Annotated in this window: 17 protein-coding genes; 11 read left to right on the top strand and 6 right to left on the bottom strand. The window is 61.8% G+C overall.

Annotation, left to right across the window (positions count from 1 at the left end):
• The first annotated feature begins 2 nt into the window (after positions 1 to 2).
• The 9 genes from BM216_RS14535 to BM216_RS14575 all read left to right on the top strand — a co-directional run bounded on the left by BM216_RS14535 (position 3) and on the right by BM216_RS14575 (position 9,018).
• Positions 3 to 1,517 carry an ABC transporter substrate-binding protein gene (locus BM216_RS14535; RefSeq protein ID WP_092999907.1) on the top strand — a complete coding sequence of 505 codons (1,515 nt, stop codon included), beginning with the start codon at positions 3 to 5 and terminating at the stop codon, positions 1,515 to 1,517.
• A gap of 62 nt (positions 1,518 to 1,579) precedes the next feature.
• Complete coding sequence (locus BM216_RS14540) at positions 1,580 to 2,506, top strand: ABC transporter permease (RefSeq protein ID WP_210217045.1); 927 nt, start codon at positions 1,580 to 1,582, stop codon at positions 2,504 to 2,506.
• Positions 2,506 to 3,375 carry an ABC transporter permease gene (locus tag BM216_RS14545; protein ID WP_092999908.1) on the top strand — a complete coding sequence of 290 codons (870 nt, stop codon included), beginning with the start codon at positions 2,506 to 2,508 and terminating at the stop codon, positions 3,373 to 3,375. The genes BM216_RS14540 and BM216_RS14545 overlap by 1 nt, the downstream gene beginning before the upstream one ends.
• Before the next feature lie 8 nt (positions 3,376 to 3,383).
• Entirely contained in the window at positions 3,384 to 4,169 is a 786-nt protein-coding gene (locus BM216_RS14550) for an SDR family NAD(P)-dependent oxidoreductase (RefSeq protein ID WP_093000103.1), read from the top strand.
• Between the two features lie 23 nt (positions 4,170 to 4,192).
• Positions 4,193 to 5,113 (top strand): polysaccharide deacetylase family protein, encoded by a 921-nt coding sequence (locus BM216_RS14555; RefSeq protein ID WP_092999909.1) that lies wholly within the window; start codon positions 4,193 to 4,195, stop codon positions 5,111 to 5,113.
• Complete coding sequence (locus BM216_RS14560; protein WP_092999910.1) at positions 5,110 to 6,651, top strand: gamma-glutamyltransferase family protein; 1,542 nt, start codon at positions 5,110 to 5,112, stop codon at positions 6,649 to 6,651. The genes BM216_RS14555 and BM216_RS14560 overlap by 4 nt, the downstream gene beginning before the upstream one ends.
• Positions 6,648 to 7,622: an ABC transporter ATP-binding protein gene (locus BM216_RS14565; protein WP_092999911.1), complete on the top strand. Its 975-nt coding sequence runs from the start codon at positions 6,648 to 6,650 to the stop codon at positions 7,620 to 7,622. The genes BM216_RS14560 and BM216_RS14565 overlap by 4 nt, the downstream gene beginning before the upstream one ends.
• The gene (locus tag BM216_RS14570; RefSeq protein WP_244530180.1) at positions 7,622 to 8,623 is read left to right on the top strand and encodes an ABC transporter ATP-binding protein; all 1,002 of its coding nucleotides are present in this window, start codon (positions 7,622 to 7,624) and stop codon (positions 8,621 to 8,623) included. The genes BM216_RS14565 and BM216_RS14570 overlap by 1 nt, the downstream gene beginning before the upstream one ends.
• Positions 8,620 to 9,018, top strand: coding sequence for a RidA family protein (locus BM216_RS14575; protein ID WP_092999913.1), 399 nt, complete (start codon positions 8,620 to 8,622; stop codon positions 9,016 to 9,018). Before BM216_RS14570 ends, BM216_RS14575 begins: the two co-directional genes overlap by 4 nt.
• A gap of 128 nt (positions 9,019 to 9,146) precedes the next feature.
• On the opposite strand, the gene BM216_RS14580 is transcribed toward BM216_RS14575, so the two are convergent.
• The 5 genes from BM216_RS14580 to BM216_RS14600 form a co-directional block, all read right to left on the bottom strand.
• Positions 9,147 to 10,307 carry an alpha-hydroxy acid oxidase gene (locus BM216_RS14580; protein ID WP_092999914.1) on the bottom strand — a complete coding sequence of 387 codons (1,161 nt, stop codon included), beginning with the start codon at positions 10,305 to 10,307 and terminating at the stop codon, positions 9,147 to 9,149.
• A gap of 91 nt (positions 10,308 to 10,398) precedes the next feature.
• Positions 10,399 to 11,907: a tripartite tricarboxylate transporter permease gene (locus BM216_RS14585; RefSeq protein ID WP_092999915.1), complete on the bottom strand. Its 1,509-nt coding sequence runs from the start codon at positions 11,905 to 11,907 to the stop codon at positions 10,399 to 10,401.
• A 22-nt stretch (positions 11,908 to 11,929) separates the two neighbouring features.
• Positions 11,930 to 12,388: a tripartite tricarboxylate transporter TctB family protein gene (locus BM216_RS14590; RefSeq protein ID WP_092999916.1), complete on the bottom strand. Its 459-nt coding sequence runs from the start codon at positions 12,386 to 12,388 to the stop codon at positions 11,930 to 11,932.
• Positions 12,388 to 13,347 (bottom strand): tripartite tricarboxylate transporter substrate binding protein, encoded by a 960-nt coding sequence (locus BM216_RS14595; protein ID WP_092999917.1) that lies wholly within the window; start codon positions 13,345 to 13,347, stop codon positions 12,388 to 12,390. Before BM216_RS14595 ends, BM216_RS14590 begins: the two co-directional genes overlap by 1 nt.
• 40 nt (positions 13,348 to 13,387) lie before the next feature.
• Complete coding sequence (locus BM216_RS14600) at positions 13,388 to 14,086, bottom strand: IclR family transcriptional regulator (protein ID WP_092999918.1); 699 nt, start codon at positions 14,084 to 14,086, stop codon at positions 13,388 to 13,390.
• Positions 14,087 to 14,224: 138 nt separating this feature from the next.
• Between BM216_RS14600 and BM216_RS14605 the strand changes: the two genes are divergently transcribed.
• Together BM216_RS14605 and BM216_RS14610 are read left to right on the top strand one after the other, a co-directional pair.
• Positions 14,225 to 15,226: a hydroxyacid dehydrogenase gene (locus BM216_RS14605; RefSeq protein WP_177230795.1), complete on the top strand. Its 1,002-nt coding sequence runs from the start codon at positions 14,225 to 14,227 to the stop codon at positions 15,224 to 15,226.
• A 30-nt stretch (positions 15,227 to 15,256) separates the two neighbouring features.
• Positions 15,257 to 15,928, top strand: a complete 672-nt coding sequence (locus BM216_RS14610) for an RraA family protein (RefSeq protein ID WP_092999919.1) — start codon at positions 15,257 to 15,259, stop codon at positions 15,926 to 15,928.
• Positions 15,929 to 16,116: 188 nt separating this feature from the next.
• Here BM216_RS14610 and BM216_RS14615 read toward each other — a convergent pair whose 3' ends face one another.
• Positions 16,117 to 17,361, bottom strand: coding sequence for a Zn-dependent hydrolase (locus BM216_RS14615; RefSeq protein WP_092999920.1), 1,245 nt, complete (start codon positions 17,359 to 17,361; stop codon positions 16,117 to 16,119).
• Positions 17,362 to 17,368: the final 7 nt, after the last annotated feature.

The raw sequence follows: 17,368 nt of genomic DNA on the forward strand, positions 1-17,368 counted from the left end.
CCATGCCAGCCTTGAGACGTATGACTTCCGGACTTCTCCTTACCGCGACCCTGAGCCTCGGCCTTGCCACATCCTTGGCGGCGCCCGCGAACGCCAAGGACATGTTCGTCGTGGATCTCGTCAACGAGCCGTCGTCTCTCGATCCTCAGAAACAGTGGAATCCGGACAGTTACTACGTCTACCGCAATATCTTCGACAATCTGATTACCCGCGACAACGACGGCAAGATCGTCGCCGAGATTGCGACCGGCTGGGATCAGAAATCCGAGACCGAAGTCGTCTTCAAGCTGCGCAGCGACGCTAAATTCCACGACGGCCAGCCGTTGACGGCAGCGGATGTCGCCTTTTCCGTCACGCGTATCATCGACCCTGCGTTCAAGAGCCCGCAGCTCAGCCAGTTCAACAAGATCAAGTCGGCCACCGTGACCGGCGACAATGAGGTGACTATCACCACCGACGGCCCCTACCCCGTCCTGCTGGCGCAGCTCGTCAAGCTTTCCATCGTGCCCAAGCACGTGGTCGAAAAGGTGGGCGATGATTCGTTCAACGCAGCACCCGTCGGCTCCGGCCCCTACAAGTTCGACCGCTGGGAGCGCGGCTCCATGGTGAGCCTCACGCGCAATGCAGATTACTGGGGCACGAAAGGTCCGTTCGAAAAGGCCGAATTCCGCGCTGTTCCTGATGCCGCGACACGGCTCGCCGACCTTCAGGCCGGCAATGCCGATCTCGTCGTCACGATCGATGCCGACCAGGCCAAGCAGGTCGAAGGCAGCGGCTCGGCCAAGGTCCTGAGCGCCCTGACCGAGCGCATCGGCTACCTGAAGCTCAACCCGACGATCGCACCGCTCGACGACGCCAAGGTCCGCCAGGCTGTTTCGATGGCAATCGACAAGCAGGGCATCGTCGAAGGCCTACTCGGCGGCTATGACAAGCCGGCGACCCAGATGGCCAGCGATACCTATTTCGGCTACACGCCCGACCTTGAAAACCTGCCCTTCGATCCGGAGGCGGCCAAAAAGATCGTCGAGGAAACCGGCGCGGGCAAGACCAAGCTCTCGTTTGCGACTTCGCCGGTCTTCGACCAGCGCATCGTCCAGGCACTCGCACAGATGCTGTCGGATGTCGGCTTCAATGTCGAAATCCAGCTTACCGACATGGCCGCCTACCTGAAACGTGCACAGAGCGAGCCGGCCCAGCAGGCGAACCTCGCCTTCGGCCGCTGGTCCTGCGCCTGCCAGGATGTCGATGGGGTGCTTTTCCCGCTTCTTCACTCCTCCAGCAACTGGTCATCCCTGCGTGACCAGAAGATCGATGGTCTCTTGGAAAAGGCTCGCAATACACTGGATGAGAACGAGCGTTCGGCCGCCTATGCTGACGTTGCCAAGTTCGTTGCCGACGAAGTGCCGATCGTTCCGCTCTATGAAGCAGCCGTGATCTACGGCGGGGCGCAGAACCTGCAATGGACGCCGACCGCCAACGAAAGCATGTTCCTGAATCGCATGACCTGGAACGACTGACGAAAACCGGACGCGGCCAGCCGGATTGCGGGCCGCGTTCCTGAAAAGCTCAGGAATCCAAAGTGTCGATTTTCTTCGCCAAGCGTCTATTCCAAGCACTGATCGCCATATTCGGCGTGATGACGCTGATCTTCTTCCTCCAGCGGCTGGCCGGTGATCCCGTCCTGCTACTGGTGCCTATGGACGCCACGCAGGCGGATATCGAGCGCATGCGCGTGGCGCTCGGCTTCGACCGTCCGGTCGCCATCCAGTATCTGGAATATCTGGGCAATGTCATGCTTTTCGACTTCGGGCGCAGCTATGTGCAGAACGTGCCGGTCATCGACCTCATCTGGACGCGTCTGCCCTACACACTGATGCTGGCCGGCGGTGCCCTCGTGGTTGCCTTCGGCATCGGCATCCCGGTCGGCATCACGCTCGCTATCCGGCGTGGCCGGCCGATCGCACGGCTTCTGTCGGCGCTGGTACTGGCTGGCCAATCCATGCCGACCTTCTGGAGCGCCATCCTGATGATCATGGTCTTCGGCGTCTGGCTCGGCTGGGCACCTCCGTCCGGCGCACGTGAAGTATCGAGTATCGTCATGCCGTCGATCGCGCTCGGCCTCCTTTCCATGGCCACTTTCGCCCGCGTTGCCAGAACGGCCGTGCTCGATGAGCTGGAGAAGGATTATGTGCGCACCGGCCATGCCAAGGGCCTGCCCATGCGGCGCATCATCTTCCGGCACCTGTTGCGCAACGCCTCGATCCCGGTCGTGACGGTTTCTGCGCTCGAAATCGCCAATCTTTTGGCGGGTGCCGTGATCGTCGAGACAGTCTTTGCCTGGCCGGGGCTCGGGCAGCTCACCATCCAGGCGATCACGGCCCGCGACTTCATGGTGGTGCAGGGCGTCGTCCTTCTGGGAGCCGTTACCGCGATCGGTCTCAATCTCGTGGCCGACCTTCTCTACAGCCTGATCGACCCGCGGATCCGCATGGGGGTATCCGGCTGATGAGCGCACCAAGCCAAAAGATCGCAGCGGTCAAATCCGCGAAATCCTTCTCACTGCCCTGGGCCGTTTTGCCCTTCCTCTTCATCGTCGGCGCCATGGTGATCCTCGCCATCGCCGCGCCTCTGGTCGCTCCCGTTGATCCCAACACACAGAACCTGCTCGCGCGCCTGAAAAGCCCAGGCACGGTCTCTCGTGGCGTGACTTATATCCTCGGCTCCGACGAACTCGGCCGCGACGTGTTGAGCCGCCTCATCTATGGAGCACGGGTCTCGCTCTTCGTCGCTTTTTCCTCGGTTATCCTGTCCGGAACGATCGGCAGTATCCTCGGCATGGTGGCTGCATTCTACCGGGGCTGGGTTGAAATCGTCATCATGCGGCTGGTCGACATAGTCCTGTCGGTGCCAGCCATTCTTTTTGCCATCATCACCGTTGCCGTGCTCGGTCCGGGCCTCATCAACGTGGTGATCGTGCTCGCGCTGACACGCTGGCCGCGCTACGCCCGCGTCGCCTATGGCCAGACATTGTCGGTTGCCAACATGCCCTATGTCAGGCTGTCCCGTTTCATGGGCGCAAGCTGGCCGCGGCTTCTCGGACGCCACATCCTTCCCAACATCGCCGGCTCGCTCGTCGTCGTCGCCACCCTGGAATTCGGCCTCATGGTTCTCTTCGAGGCAGGCCTCTCCTTCCTCGGCCTCGGCGTTCAGCCACCAACCGCCAGCTGGGGCGCGATGCTCTCGACCGGGCGCAACTATGTGGCAACCGCGTGGTGGATTGCCACCTTCCCCGGCCTCGCCCTCTTTCTTCTCGTTCTTTCCATCAACCTGATCGGCGACCACGTGCGTGACCGCCTCGATCCGAAAGCAAGGTAATTTTGACCATGGACTTCAAGGACGATTTCGTCGGCAAGAAAGTTATCGTGACCGGAGGCTGCGGCATTATCGGCGGCTGGATCGCCCAGGCCTTTGCCGCCGCCGGTGCGGAAATCTGCCTCACCGATCATCGCTCCGACGCGCTGGCAGAGACGGTGGAAACCTATGAGGGTCGCGCATTCGGCATCGCCGCCGATCTCATGAATGCGGCCGATATGGATCGCTTTGCCGCCGAGATCGAACAACGCTGGGGCGCGCCGGACATTCTCGTCAACAATGCCGGCATCTATCCCTCCGGTTTCCTTCTCGATATCGGCATTGATGATTTCGACGCAATCATGGGCGTCAACCTGCGCGCGCCCTTCTATCTCTCCAAGCTCTTCGCCAGACAGATGGTGGAGAAGGGCGTGAAGGGGTCGATCGTCAATATCTCATCCGGCGCCGCCCGCAAGATGCGACGCACGGTCGTTCCCTATTGTACCTCGAAGACGGCGCTCGATCGCCTGACCAAGGGCTTTGCCATCGAGCTTGCCGAATACGGTATCCGCGTCAACATCGTCGAGCCGGGCTTTGCCGCGGGCAGCGACGTCAGCGCGTTGACCAACGAGCATGTGAACACGGTGACGAGTTCCATTCCGCTCGGTCGCGCCTCGAGCCGCGATGACGTCTCGAACGCGGTGCTGTTCCTGTCGTCATCGGCCGCGTCCTATGTGACCGGCGCGACGCTTGCCGTCGATGGCGGCAATTCGATCGGCTCGCTTGCGGTGTTCCAGGACAAGAAGACTGCGCTATAGGCGCCAATATCGAGGACGTAAGCATGTCAGACCCGAAGCCGGATATTGCCGCGCCACTTTCGTCCTTCCCGGCCTATCATTGGCCGGAAGGAAAGCAGTCGGCCGTGCTGCTCTCCGTCGATGTCGATGCGAACTCACCCTTGCTCTGGTCGCTGGGCGAAAATGCCCCCGAACGGTTGGGGACGCATGAAATCCGCAATTTCGGTCCGCGGACGGGCCTCTGGCGGCTCGTGGAACTCTTCGCCCGCTTCGACTGCAAGGCAAGTTTCTATGTGCCGGGGCATGTCGCCGAGCAGCACCCCGACATGCTGCCGGCCCTGCTGGACGCGGGCCACGAGATTGGATTGCATGGCTATTTCCATGAAATCGTCTCGGAGATTTCCGACGACGAATTCACCAGTGCACTGGAGGCGAGCCTCGAACTCTTCATCAAGCAGACGGGCAAACGTCCGGTCGGCTTCCGCTCCCCCGCCTGGGAAATGACGCCTCATATGCTGTCCGAGGTGAGACGGCTCGGTCTCGCCTACGACAGCTCGCTGTCCGGCTTCGATCATCCTTACGAGATCGACGGTGTGACCGAGATTCCGGTGCAATGGGCAGTCGACGACGCGATCTTCTTCAAATTCGAAGGCGGCGGGCGCGACCGCTTTCCGATGCAGTCGGGCCGGATGGTGCTGGAAGACTGGAAGTCGGAATGGCGCACATTGCACCGCTTCGGCGGTCTCTTCACCCTGACCGTCCATGACTGGATCTCGGGCCGGGCACAGCGCATCGCGATGCTTGAGGAGCTTCTGCAGGACATCGCGAACGAGCCCGCGACCTGGGTTGCGACAGCGGAAGAAATCACCCGTTTCCACCAGGGCTCGAACAATCACGGCCGTTTCGCGGTCGAAGCAAGGATACCGGCCGCGATTGCGCCGAGGCGATTTGGAAAGCAGGCATGAAGGAAAGCTGGACCATTCGCAAGGGCGAGACGCGCAGCCGTCATGGGTTGGTCGCGTGCCAGAACCGACTGGCGGCCGAGGCCGGTGCGGCGGTCCTGTCGCGGGGCGGCAACGCCATCGACGCGGCCGTCGTGACGACACTCGTGCTCAGCATCGTCGAGCCTTGGTTGTCCGGCATAGGTGGCGGCGGCTTCATGCTCAGGGCCGATGCCCAGACCGGCGCTGTCGACACGCTCGACTTCAATGTCATCTCGCCATTCGATCTCGATCCGAAGGACTATCCGCCGGCTGCCGGGCGCGATGGGGACTGGTTCGACTGGCCTTCCGTGGTCGATGATCGAAACCTGATCGGCTATTCCTCCATCTGTACACCGGGCACGATCGCCGGTCTGTCCGAGGCTCTTGAAAAATTCGGCACGTTGAGCTGGGAGGAAGCGCTCCAGCCCGCCATCGAACACGCCCGTCGGGGAACCGAACTCGACTGGTTCACGGTTCTGGCTCTGGCTATCGACGCCGCCGGTCTTGCAAAATTTCCGGCGTCGTCCTCGCTCTTTCTCGTCAATGGACGGCCGCCTCGCGCTCCGGAGCGCGGCGTTCAGGCCCATATACCGATGCCGGCCAAGGCCGCCACGCTGGAGAGGCTTGCGAAGGCTGGTGCCCGCGACTTCTATGAGGGTGAAGTCGCGGCGAAGATTGCCCAAGATCTCAAGGCTGGCGGTTCACGCATCCGGGCGGAAGACCTCGCGCGCTATCAGCCGCGCTGGCTGGAGCCGCTCAAGCATGGTTATCGCGGCCTGGACATCTATGCCATGGGCGGGCTTTCCGGCGGCCCGACGATGATCGAGGCGATTGGCGAGCTCGACAAGACGCTCCCGACACACGAACCCTTTTCGGGCAAGAGCGCGCTGGCCTTTGCACGCGCCCTGCGACGGGCCTCGGAACACCGTCTGCGCAGCCTTGGCCATGCCGGCGGCGCAAGCTGCACGACGCATATCAGCGTCGTCGATTCCACCGGCACGATGGTCTCTCTGACGAATACGCTCCTGTCGCGCTTCGGCTCGAAGGTCGTGCTGCCGCAAACCGGTTTCCTGATGAACAACGGCGTCATGTGGTTCGATCCGCGCCAAGGCCAGCCGAACTCGATTGCCCCCGGCGTCAGGCCGCTTGCCAATATGTGCCCGATCATCGCCAAGCGCGACGGCAAGCCTTATCTCGCGCTCGGCGCTGCCGGCGGCCGGCAGATCATGCCCGCCGTCGTGCAGCTACTATCCTACGTCGCCTGTTTCGGTCTTTCCCTGGAAGAGGCGTTCATGAGCCCGCGCATCGATGCCAGCGGCGTGAAGATCGTCGTCGATCGACGGGCGCCCGCCGACGTCGCCAATACGGTATCGACGGAATTTCCGGTCGAGATCGTCGAGGACACGCTCTATCCGGTCAACTTCGCCATACCGTCCGCCGTCATGCGCGACGCAGATGAGTTCGTGGCCATGGCGCACCCCAACCACCCCTGGGCTGCAACCGGCAAGGAGGAGCGATGAGCACGCCGGTTCTCTCCGTCGACAACCTCTCGGTCTCAATCCGCGGCAATACGGTTGTGGACGGCGTCTCTCTTGATATCCGCTCCGGTGAGATCGTTTCGCTCGTCGGTGAGAGCGGCTGCGGCAAGTCGATGACCGCTTTCGCGGTCATGGGGCTCTTGCCCAAGGTGGCGAAGATTGCATCCGGTTCGGTCAGGCTCGGGAGCACCGATCTCGTATCGATCCGTGAGGAGGAGCGCCGCAATCTGCGCGGGACGGAGCTTGCAATGATCTTTCAGGAACCGATCGCCTCGCTCAATCCGCTTATGCCCATCGGCCGACAGATCGAGGAGAGCCTTATCGTCCACCGCGGTGTCAGCGCAAAGAAGGCAAAGGAGGAGGCGATCGCGATGCTGGCGGAAGTCGGCATCCCCGAGCCGGGCCTACGTTACGGCCAGCACCCGTTCGAACTCTCCGGCGGCATGTGCCAGCGTGCGATGATCGCCATGGCACTGATCTGTCGCCCCAAACTGCTGATCGCCGACGAGCCTACGACGGCGCTGGACGTGACGATCCAGGCCCAGATTCTCGACCTGATGAAGCGCCTTCGCGACGATACCGGCACGGCTATCCTGCTGATCACCCATGACATGGGCGTCGTTGCAGACATGGCCGATCGCGTTGCGGTGATGTATTCGGGGCGGATCATCGAGGAGGCGCCGGTCGATGCGATCTTCGCAAAGCAGCGACACCCCTATACGAGGCTCCTGCTCTCCACCATCCCGAGGCTCGACGGCCCACCGAAGACGGACCTTCCGGTGATCGAAGGCACCGTACCGGATATCGGCGACTGGCCGCCGGGCTGTCGCTTCAATCCGCGCTGTCCGTTGGCCGCCGACAAATGCCTCGCCGAACAACCGGCGCTGGAAGCACGACCGGATGTCGGCCGATCCGCCTGCTGGCGTAGCGATCACGTGGAGGCTCTCGTCTGATGACACCATTGCTTTCCGTTCGCGACCTCAAGGTCCATTTTCCCATCCGCAAGGGCTTTTTCCGGGGCGAGATCCGCAACGTAAAGGCGGTGGACGGCGTCACCTTCGACATCGCACCCGGTGAAAGCCTCGCGCTGGTCGGCGAAAGCGGATGCGGCAAGTCCACCCTCGGCGCCGCCGTTCTCGGCATGCAGGTGCCGACATCCGGCACGATCTCCTTTGCCGGCGAAGCCGTCCGGCACGGCGAGAGCGCGACGCGAACACGCCTGTCACGCGACATCCAGACCGTGTTTCAGGATCCGGTCGCCGCGCTCAACCCGAAAATGTCGGTCGGTGACAGCATTGCCGAACCGCTTGCGATTCACGGCGTCGGCGATGCAAAAAGCCGCGCAGAGCGCGTAGCGGAATTGCTGCGCCTCGTCGGCCTCCATCCGCAACATGCGGAACGACGGCCGAATGCCTTTTCCGGCGGTCAGCGCCAGCGTATTGTCATCGCCCGGGCGCTTGCGCTCCAGCCGAAACTGCTGATCCTCGACGAACCGGTTTCGGCGCTCGACGTGTCGATCCGTTCGCAGATCCTCAATCTTCTGCTCGACCTGCAAAAGCGTTTCGGCCTCTCTTATCTGTTCATCAGCCACGACCTTTCCGTCGTGCGGCATTTCGCCGACCGCGTCGCCGTCATGTATCTCGGCAAGCTGGTCGAGACCGGCCCGACCGATACGGTTTTCGCGCGGCCGGTCCACCCCTATACGGAAGCGCTTCTTTCGGCCGTTCCGCTGCCCGACCCAGTGCTGCAACGGACAAGGAAGCGGATCGTGCTGACCGGCGATCTGCCGAGCCCGGCAAATCCGCCCAAGGGCTGCGCGTTCGTCACCCGCTGTCCGCTCGCGGTCGATATCTGTCGGCTCGATCCGCCTCCGCTGGTCCAGGTGGGCAAGGCCCAGCAGGCTGCATGTCATCTGCGCGCCGCGGCACCGGCACAGGAGGGATTGTCCGCATGACCAGCCGACCAATCATCACGCCCGTCAACGCCGAGAATGCGCCGCAGTCACTGCATCGCCGCTATTCGCAGGCCGTCTCGCTTTCAGGCCATCAACGGCTTCTCTTCATCAGCGGCCAGATACCGGCCGACAGGGACGGCCATGTCCCTACCGATTTTGAAGCGCAAGCCAGACTCTGCTGGGCCAATCTTTTCGCCCAACTCGAAGCGGCCGGCATGGGTATAGGCAACCTGATCAAGGTCACCGTCTTTCTGAAGCGCTACGAGGACCGTGATATCAACGCAAAGATCCGCTTCGAGGTGATGGGCGATCATCGCCCGGCGCTTTCGACGATCATCACGGACGTCTACGATCCGGACTGGCTGCTTGAGATAGAAGCGATCGCCGCGGCCTGAAGCCGAACAGATCTCCGCGGCCGACCTGGGGGCCGGCATCCAGCAGATAGGAAATCGCCGGCCTCTTCGCAGCCTGCCTGTAAAATTCTGAGGGACTAAGTCTTTACGCGTTGTGGCAGACGCCCTCGCTATTTGCGCGTGATATGGGTGGTGCCGAGGCTTTCAATTTCAGTCTCTCCCAAAAGGGCCATGTTGCGATGAAGCTCCGACTTCAGAAGCTCGACGGCTCTGACAACGCCGGCCAGGCCGCCGACTGCGGCCGCATAAAGAAACGGCCTGCCGACAAAGACAAAGTCCGCGCCGAGTGCCAGAGCCTTCAGAACATCGCTGCCTCGCCGAAAACCGCCATCAATCAGTATCGGCACACGTCCCTGCAGCCGCTCGCGAACCTGCTGTAAAACATGAAGGGGTGCAGCAGTGCCATCCAGCTGGCGGCCGCCATGGTTGGAGATGATCACTCCGTTGGCGCCGGCATCCGCCGCCATTGCCGCATCGTCCGGATGCATGATCCCCTTGACGATCAGATTGCCCTGCCAGCGCTGCCGGATCCGTTCAAGATGCACCCAGCTCAAATGGTCCTTGCGGCCGAAATCGCGCATGACATTGGATGAGATGATCGGCGCTCCGCGGGTCGCGTAAGAGTTCTCGAAATGCGGGATGCCATGCCTGGCAATGGTTCGCAAAAACGTTCCGACGGTCCATCGCGGGTGCGAGATACCCTGCCAGGCGAGCGACAGTCCGGGGCGCAGCGGGGTCGAGAACCCGGCACGGATGTTGTTCTCGCGATTTGCGAGCGCTGCCGTGTCGACTGTCAGGACAAGGGTCCGGAATCCCGCCGCAGCGACACGATCGATCAGGGCATCGATCCTGTCCGGCTCTCCAGGCAAATAGGCCTGGAACCAGGTCCGCGGTGCCACGGCGGCAACGTCCTCCATGCGGATGAGGGAGGAACCGCTCATGATCATCGGGATGCCGGCCTGCTTCGCGGCCTCGGCCAGAACGATGTCGCCGCGATAAGCCATCAACGCGCTGATCCCCATCGGCGCAATGCCGAATGGCGCTTCGAATGTCTCGCCGAACAATTCGGTCCCGGTGCTGCGGCTGGAAACATCGCGCAGCACGCGCGGTACGAATGCATAGGCGTCGAACGCCTCGCGATTGTGACGCAGCGATGCGTTGGTTTCGCTTGCTCCGGCGATGTAGCCGAACAGCGGCTTGGGTAGATGGCGACGCGCTGCTTCCTCGAAATCATCAAGGCAAAGCATGTTCGCAAGATTGCGGACAGACATGTTTGGCACTGCTTTTACGAAGAGGTTCTGTTTGCGATCGAACAGCCGGCGCGAGCAATAAACGCCGCGCCGGCATGATTTTGATGACTGCTCAGTCCTCGCTTGCCTCGAATGCTTCCTTGCGTCCCTTGCGGATCGCGGGAAGGATCAATGTCAGCAGCATGCCGGCCGTGATCAGCAGAAGCACCGCGCTGATCGGACGCTCGACAAACACGAGTGGATCGCCCTGCGAGAGTAGCAGCGCACGGCGCAGGTTCGTCTCCAGAAGCGGACCAAGCACGAAGCCCAGGAGAAGCGGGCCCGCCTCGCAACGTGCCTTGCGCAGCACGTAACCCAACACGCCGAAGAGGATCACCAACGCGACGTCGAAGCCGCGATTGTTGACGCTGTAGACGCCGATGCAGCAGAACAGCAGGATCGCCGGATAGAGAATCCGGTAAGGCACTTTCAGCAGTCGTACCCAGATGCCGATCAGCGGCAGGTTGATGATGAGCAGCATCGCGTTGCCGAGCCACATGGAGGCGACGAGGCCCCAGAACAGCTCCGGCTGCTTCTGGATGACTGACGGCCCGGGCGTGATGCCATGGATCGTCATCGCGCCAAGCATCATGGCCATGATGGAGTTGGACGGGATGCCGAGCGTGAGAAGCGGGATGAAGGAGGACTGCGCGCCGGCATTGTTCGCCGATTCTGGTCCCGCGACACCGGCGATGGCACCATGGCCGAACTTCTCCGGTGTCCTGGAGATCTTCTTTTCCACTGAATAGGCGCTGAAGGCACTGAGCGTCGCACCGCCACCCGGCAGAACACCGAGAATGGTGCCGACAGCCGTGCCGCGCAGTACCGCAGCCCAGCTTTCCTTGAATTCCTGCTTTGTCGGCCAGAGGCGGCCGATCGTGCTCTGGAGAACGCCGCGCGCCTCCTTGAATTCGAGGTTGCTGGCGATTTCGGCCACGCCGAACAGACCAACTGCGATGACGACGAAATCAATGCCGTCATAAAGCTCTGTCGAACCGAAGGTGAGGCGCGTCGAGCCGCTGTTGACGTCGATGCCGACCATGCCGAGCACCAGGCCGAGACACACCATGCCGATCGCCTTGATCACGGAGCCATGGGCGAGAATTGTCGCCGCCAGCAGGCCGAAGACGCAGAGCGATACATATTCGGCCGGCCCGAACGACAGTGCGAAGGACGAGAGCGTGGGACCGGCGACGGCGAGGCCGATCGTCGCGACCGTGCCAGCGAAGAACGAGCCGAGGGCTGCAATCGCAAGCGCCGCCCCCGCCCGCCCCTTGCGCGCCATCTGGTACCCGTCGATTGCCGTCACCACCGCCGAGGCCTCGCCGGGCAGGTTGACGAGGATCGCCGTCGTCGAGCCACCGTATTGGGCACCGTAGAATATGCCCGCGAGCATGATCAGCGCGGCAAGCGGCGGGAGAAAGAAGGTCACCGGCAGAAGGATTGCGACCGTTGCCGTCGGACCGATGCCGGGCAGCACGCCGATCAGCGTGCCCAGCAGTGCACCGATGAAGCAGAACAGAAGATTGGTGGGCGTGAAGGCTTCGGCGAAGCCCAGCATCAGGACATCAAGAAATGCCATTGGTATTTCCTTCCGGTCTCGATCAGAACGGCCAGATCGGCATCTGCACGCCGAGGCCGTAGATGAAGACGAATGCGCCAAAGATCGTCAGCAGGAGCGTGGAGATCGCGATCTCGCGCCAGCGCGATTCCTGATCCGCAAGACTGCCGATGACGAGGAGCCAGATGGTGGAGACGACGAAGCCGAGCGTCTCCGACATGAAGGCGAAGCCGGCAATGGCGATGACGAGAATGATCAGCGGCTTGATGTTCGATTCCCCGATCGGCTCGTAAGCCTTGGAGAAAGCCTTGACGAGTACATAGCCGCCGAAGGCGATCAGCAATCCGCAGATGACATCGGGAAGAAACCCCGGCCCCATCATGGCAGCAGAGCCGAACCGGAGGTCACGTCCGGCCCAAAGGCCGAGCGCTCCCAGTCCGATCATCACCGCTCCTGCCAGGATATCGGGTATATCCCGTTTCGCGTTGGAGGAGCCCGGCATCACTGCACCCAGGGTGTTTCGTTCCAGATCTTCTGGAACCGCGCCAGCCTGTCAGGCATCTGTTTTTCCCAATCCGGGCCGGAGAGATAGGCAAGCGGAAGAGCCAGCTGTTTCGCCTGCTTCTGAAACTCCGGATTGTCGAGAACCTTTTTCATGGCCTCGGAGAATTTCTGGGTGATCTCGTCAGGCAACTCACGCGGCGCGGCGATGCCGCGTTCCGACGTCATCTCGACGTCGAAGCCCTGCTCCTTGGCCGTGGGAACATCAGGAAGCTGGGGAGAGCGTTCCATCCCGAAATGAGCGATCATCCGCAGCCCGGAGCGATCGTTACCAGCAAATTCACTGACGTTGAGACCACCACCGGTAACCTGCGAACCGAGAATTGCCGTGCGGGTTTCACCAGCGCCACTGAAGGGAATATGCGTGTAGGTTGTGCCCGTTGCCGAGCCGAGCAGGATAATTGCCAGATGGTCGTCGGTGCCGACGCCGGAGGAACCATAGGAAACACCGCCGGGATTCGCCTTGGCGGCCTCAACGAAATCCTTGAGCGTGTTGATTTCGGATGCTGCCGGAACGACGATGGCAGTCGGATCATCGACGATACGGACGATCGGCTTGATCGTTTTCGGATCATAGCCGAGCTTGCGCTGCACCTGCATCGACAGATAGCCCGGCGTGTTGATGTAGGAGAAGGTATAACCGTCTGGCTTTGCCTTCGACAGAGCCGTGTAGGCGATTTCGCCAGACGCGCCCGGACGGTTTTCAATAACGACGTCGGCCCCAAGCTCCTTTTCCAGGAACGGTTCGATGGCGCGTGCCATCACGTCCGTGCTGCCCCCTGGCGCAAAAGCCACGATCATCTGGATCGGGCGGTCATTCGGCCATTCGGCGTGGGCATAGGAAGCGGACGCGGCAAATGCCGCGGCGGCCAGAGAGAGCTTTATCCTGCGATAGTCCATGTCCAATCCTCCATTGGAAATGGCGGGCCCGGTTCCCGCCTTATGGTCCGGGGTCTCCTCCCATGGCGACGGACAGTTTCCGTGCAGCCATCTGAAGAATTTCGAGATTTTTCTTGATTGCTTCATCCGAGAAGCGCGCCGGCGGTCCGGTCAGGGCCAGCGATCCGAAAAGGGCAGCGCCGTCCCGGAAAATCGGCACGGCAAGGCTGGCAACCTGGGGATCACGCTCTCCCGACGTGGTGAAAAATCCGGCCTTGCGAATGTCGTCGTAGATCGCCCCGGCACGGCCGACGAATGCCAGGATGACACGGCCAGGAGCGCCGCGATCCAGGGGGTAAGTGCTGCCGACGCGGGCCGAATGGCGGATCGCCTGATGAGAGTCATGACGGAACAGGCAGACCCGCTCGTCACCTTCACGCACGTAGACCGCAGCGCTTTCGCCAGTCTTCTCGACCAGATCGGCGAGAAGCGGCTCGATGATGTCCGATGCACGGAAGGTCGACTGATAGATATTGCCGAGCTTCATCAGCTTCGGACCGAGACGCCAGCTTGCATCGTCATTGCGAACGAGCAGCCCGAATTTGGCCAGCGACCTGGCAATGCGGAGAACGGTGGATTTGTCGAGCTCCACGCGGCGCGCGAGCTCGCCCAGCGACAGCGTGAAATCACGGTCGGTGAATGCTTCCAGCAAAGATGCGGCACGCTCAACAGCTGCGACGCCGGCTGAATTTCCAGGCATGGGCTCCTCCCAAAAAAGATGATGTACGTTGTACTTGGTACAACACCTTTTCAATTAGTACAATACGCGATAAATGACGTTCGTCAACAGGGCGCGCCCTGTCCGACCGTTGTGTCGATGCAAATGCAGGAGGAGCATATGAGCGCGGCAATCCAAACCGGAGGCAGCCGGTCCGCACGAGTGATGATCACTGGGGCAGAACTCGTTGAGGAAGCTAGACAATTGCTCGCTTCCCATGAGGTGGAAGCGATCTACGCGCCTGCCTACTCTACGTCGGATGATCTGGCTGCAATTGCGCGTGACAACGAGGTCGACGCAATTCTGGTTCGCCAGGGACAGATCGATCGGTCGGTCATCTCATCGTCGCCGCGCCTGAAGGTGATCGCCAAGCATGGAAGCGGCGTCGACAATATCGACCTCGCAGCCGCCACTGACCGCAACGTTCCGGTTTTGCGAGCACTGGCCGCCAATGCACAGTCGGTCGCCGAACTGGCGATCAGCCTGACCGTCAGCGTGATGAAAGATATCGTCCCGCTGGATGCGGCCGTCAAAGGCGGTGGCTGGCCGAAGACGAAATATGTCGGGCGCGATCTCGCCGGCGCAGTCTTCGGCGTTGTCGGCTTCGGTGAGATCGGTCAGCGCGCCGCTGCCCTCGCACGGGGCGTAGGAATGCAGGTGATCGCTTACGATCCGTTCGCCAAGGATACCGCAGAGGTATCGGTCAGCCGCGACCTCGATGCCGTCTTGAAGGCTGCCGACATCGTCAGCCTCCATTGCCCGCTCATGCCGCAGACGCATCACCTCATCAACGCCGATAGATTGGCATCAATGAAGCCGACGGCGTTTCTCGTTAATACGGCGCGCGGAGCCGTGGTTGACGAAACGGCTCTCATCCATGCGTTGAAGGCGCAGACGATCGCCGGGGCAGCGCTCGACAGTTTCGAGATAGAACCGCCCGCAACCGACAACCCGCTATGGGCGCTGCCGAACGTCATTGCCACGCCCCATGTCGGCGGCGCCAGCCGCTCTGCCCTGCGCAACATGGCGGTCCAGAGCGCTCAGCACATCATAGGCGTGCTCGAAGGCCATGGCTTCGACAACCAGGCACTTGCCAACCGCGATCTCATCGCAGCCGCCTGAGCGGCAAGAAGTTTCAGAAGGAGGAATGGAATGATTGGTTTTCGCATTTGCAAACGCGAGCGCAAGGTCGAGGCGAAGTGGGTCGAGGCATTTAGAGCGCTGCCCGTTGCCAATGTCAGCGACGTGATGAGCAGGATGACGGCGGGTGGAGCCGCGCTTCGCCCCTACTATACGGGCGGCATCATGGTCGGCCCGGCCATCACAGTGAAGGCCCGTCCAGGCGACAATCTCATGGTCCACAAGGCTCTGGACATTGCCGAGCCGGGCGACATCGTGGTCGTTGATGCCGGAGGCGATCTGTCGAACGCCATCATCGGCGAACTGATGGTCGCTCACGCCATCCAGCGCGGCCTCGGCGGAATCGTCATCTACGGGGCGATACGCGACAGCGCAGAGCTAAGCGCCGGGTCGTTTCCCGTATTCGCTTCCGGCGTCACCCATCGTGGTCCCTACAAGGATGGACCGGGCGAAGTGAACGTGCCGATTTCCATTGCCGGCATGGTGATCAATCCCGGTGACCTGATCTGCGGTGACGCCGATGGCCTCCTGAGCGTCGGTATTGATGACGTTGAGACCGTCCACGGTGCTGCAACGAAGAAGCACGAGGCGGAAACCAGGCAGATGGCCAGCATCAAGGCTGGAACCAATGATCGCAGCTGGGTGGACGCCGCGCTCACAAAGCTCGGCTGCGAAGGCCTTTGAAGGAAAGGCGACCGCTTCGGCGGTCGCCAATGTCCGCTATGCTGAACGATCACAGGGATGCGGCAAGCGCCGTGCCATCCATGGCACATGCCGCCAATTTATTCATCCACCATGGTGGTGCCACCCATTAGAATGCTCGGCCTCAACAGCCTCGAATCGAAAATATTTCAATCCATCCGCTCGATGCACTAACGATCCGTTTTTCCGGCGATAACCACGACAGCCTGAGCCAGCACCTCGCAGCCCGCGACGGCATGTCCAGGCTCGACGAATTCGGCCTCGTTGTGGCTCAATCCGTTTCGGCAAGGAACGAAGATCATCGACGCCGGCGCGACACGATTGACGAACAGCGCATCGTGAAACGCTCCCGACAACGTGCGCGCACTTTTGAAGCCTTTGTCCGCCGCGGCCCGTTCGATTGCGTTTTGAAGATCTGCCGAGAATGTGCAGGGCGGCATGTCGAAGGATCGTGAGAGTACAACGGAGCAGCGCTGCCCTTCGGCCTCTTTCGCGATGGTGGAGGAGACGAGTTGCTCAAGCTCGTCGAGACGGCTCGGATCCGGATGGCGGATATCGACCGTGCAGCGGGCCTCTTCGGGAATGGCATTCACCGAGCCGGGCTCGACCGAGATCCGCCCAATTGTGAACCGCGCATCGGGATCGGCGGGCATGATCCTTTCGTAGAGGTTGGAAAGGGCGCTCGTCAGCGCCCGCAACGGATCTCGACGATAGCCAAGTCCTGTCGTGCCGGCATGGGCGGTCTGCCCCGATACCGTCACGTCAAGCCAGCGCGTTCCCTGGATACCGCCGACGACGCCGATCGGGATATTGCTCGCCTCGAGCGACGGGCCTTGCTCGATATGCACTTCGAGATAGGCATGGATCGGAAAGCCGAGGGGGATCATCTTCGCCCGCGGCAGACTTTCGATCGTCGCGGTCAACTCCGCTGCAAACGATACGCCGTCGGTTGCAAGTTTCCGCTGCCATTCTGCAGGGATCTCGCCGGCGGAAAACGCCATGGATCCCATGCAGCCCGGCGCGAAACGGCATCCCTCCTCGTTCGTCCATGCCACGACCACGATGGGACGCTCGGTCTCGACGCCTGCATCCTCAAGGCTCTCCAGCACTTCGAAGGCGGACAGCGTTCCGAGCGCGCCGTCGAACCGGCCGCCGGCCGGTTGGCTGTCGAGATGGCTGCCGATCACAAGCGGCAGCAGGCTTTCGTCCCGTCCGGCACGGCGGATGAACAGGTTCGCCATCGGATCCTGAAAGACTGAGAAGCCTCGTGTCCAGGCGAGTTCCGCCAGGAGTCGCCGGGCCCTGCGATCTCCTTCCGTCAACGCCTGGCGATTGACGCCGCCCTTCTGCGTGGCGCCGATGGCCGCGAAGGTCTCGAGCCGGCCATTGAGACGGTTGCCGTCAATCTCGATCATGCGTTCT

It is taken from the genome of Rhizobium sp. NFR07, from assembly GCF_900111905.1.
Classification (GTDB): Bacteria; Pseudomonadota; Alphaproteobacteria; order Rhizobiales; family Rhizobiaceae; genus Neorhizobium.

What these genes read in the sequence shown, in the direction of transcription:
- BM216_RS14550 (WP_093000103.1), top strand. Translation starts at nt 3,384, where the DNA reads ATGGACTTCAAGGACGATTTCGTCGGCAAGAAAGTTATCGTGACCGGA.
- BM216_RS14615 (WP_092999920.1), bottom strand. Translation starts at nt 17,361, where the DNA reads ATGATCGAGATTGACGGCAACCGTCTCAATGGCCGGCTCGAGACCTTC.
- BM216_RS14575 (WP_092999913.1), top strand. Translation starts at nt 8,620, where the DNA reads ATGACCAGCCGACCAATCATCACGCCCGTCAACGCCGAGAATGCGCCG.
- BM216_RS14565 (WP_092999911.1), top strand. Translation starts at nt 6,648, where the DNA reads ATGAGCACGCCGGTTCTCTCCGTCGACAACCTCTCGGTCTCAATCCGC.
- BM216_RS14560 (WP_092999910.1), top strand. Translation starts at nt 5,110, where the DNA reads ATGAAGGAAAGCTGGACCATTCGCAAGGGCGAGACGCGCAGCCGTCAT.
- BM216_RS14610 (WP_092999919.1), top strand. Translation starts at nt 15,257, where the DNA reads ATGATTGGTTTTCGCATTTGCAAACGCGAGCGCAAGGTCGAGGCGAAG.
- BM216_RS14595 (WP_092999917.1), bottom strand. Translation starts at nt 13,347, where the DNA reads ATGGACTATCGCAGGATAAAGCTCTCTCTGGCCGCCGCGGCATTTGCC.
- BM216_RS14555 (WP_092999909.1), top strand. Translation starts at nt 4,193, where the DNA reads ATGTCAGACCCGAAGCCGGATATTGCCGCGCCACTTTCGTCCTTCCCG.
- BM216_RS14585 (WP_092999915.1), bottom strand. Translation starts at nt 11,907, where the DNA reads ATGGCATTTCTTGATGTCCTGATGCTGGGCTTCGCCGAAGCCTTCACG.
- BM216_RS14580 (WP_092999914.1), bottom strand. Translation starts at nt 10,307, where the DNA reads ATGTCTGTCCGCAATCTTGCGAACATGCTTTGCCTTGATGATTTCGAG.
- BM216_RS14600 (WP_092999918.1), bottom strand. Translation starts at nt 14,086, where the DNA reads ATGCCTGGAAATTCAGCCGGCGTCGCAGCTGTTGAGCGTGCCGCATCT.
- BM216_RS14590 (WP_092999916.1), bottom strand. Translation starts at nt 12,388, where the DNA reads ATGCCGGGCTCCTCCAACGCGAAACGGGATATACCCGATATCCTGGCA.
- BM216_RS14570 (WP_244530180.1), top strand. Translation starts at nt 7,622, where the DNA reads ATGACACCATTGCTTTCCGTTCGCGACCTCAAGGTCCATTTTCCCATC.
- BM216_RS14535 (WP_092999907.1), top strand. Translation starts at nt 3, where the DNA reads ATGCCAGCCTTGAGACGTATGACTTCCGGACTTCTCCTTACCGCGACC.
- BM216_RS14545 (WP_092999908.1), top strand. Translation starts at nt 2,506, where the DNA reads ATGAGCGCACCAAGCCAAAAGATCGCAGCGGTCAAATCCGCGAAATCC.
- BM216_RS14605 (WP_177230795.1), top strand. Translation starts at nt 14,225, where the DNA reads ATGAGCGCGGCAATCCAAACCGGAGGCAGCCGGTCCGCACGAGTGATG.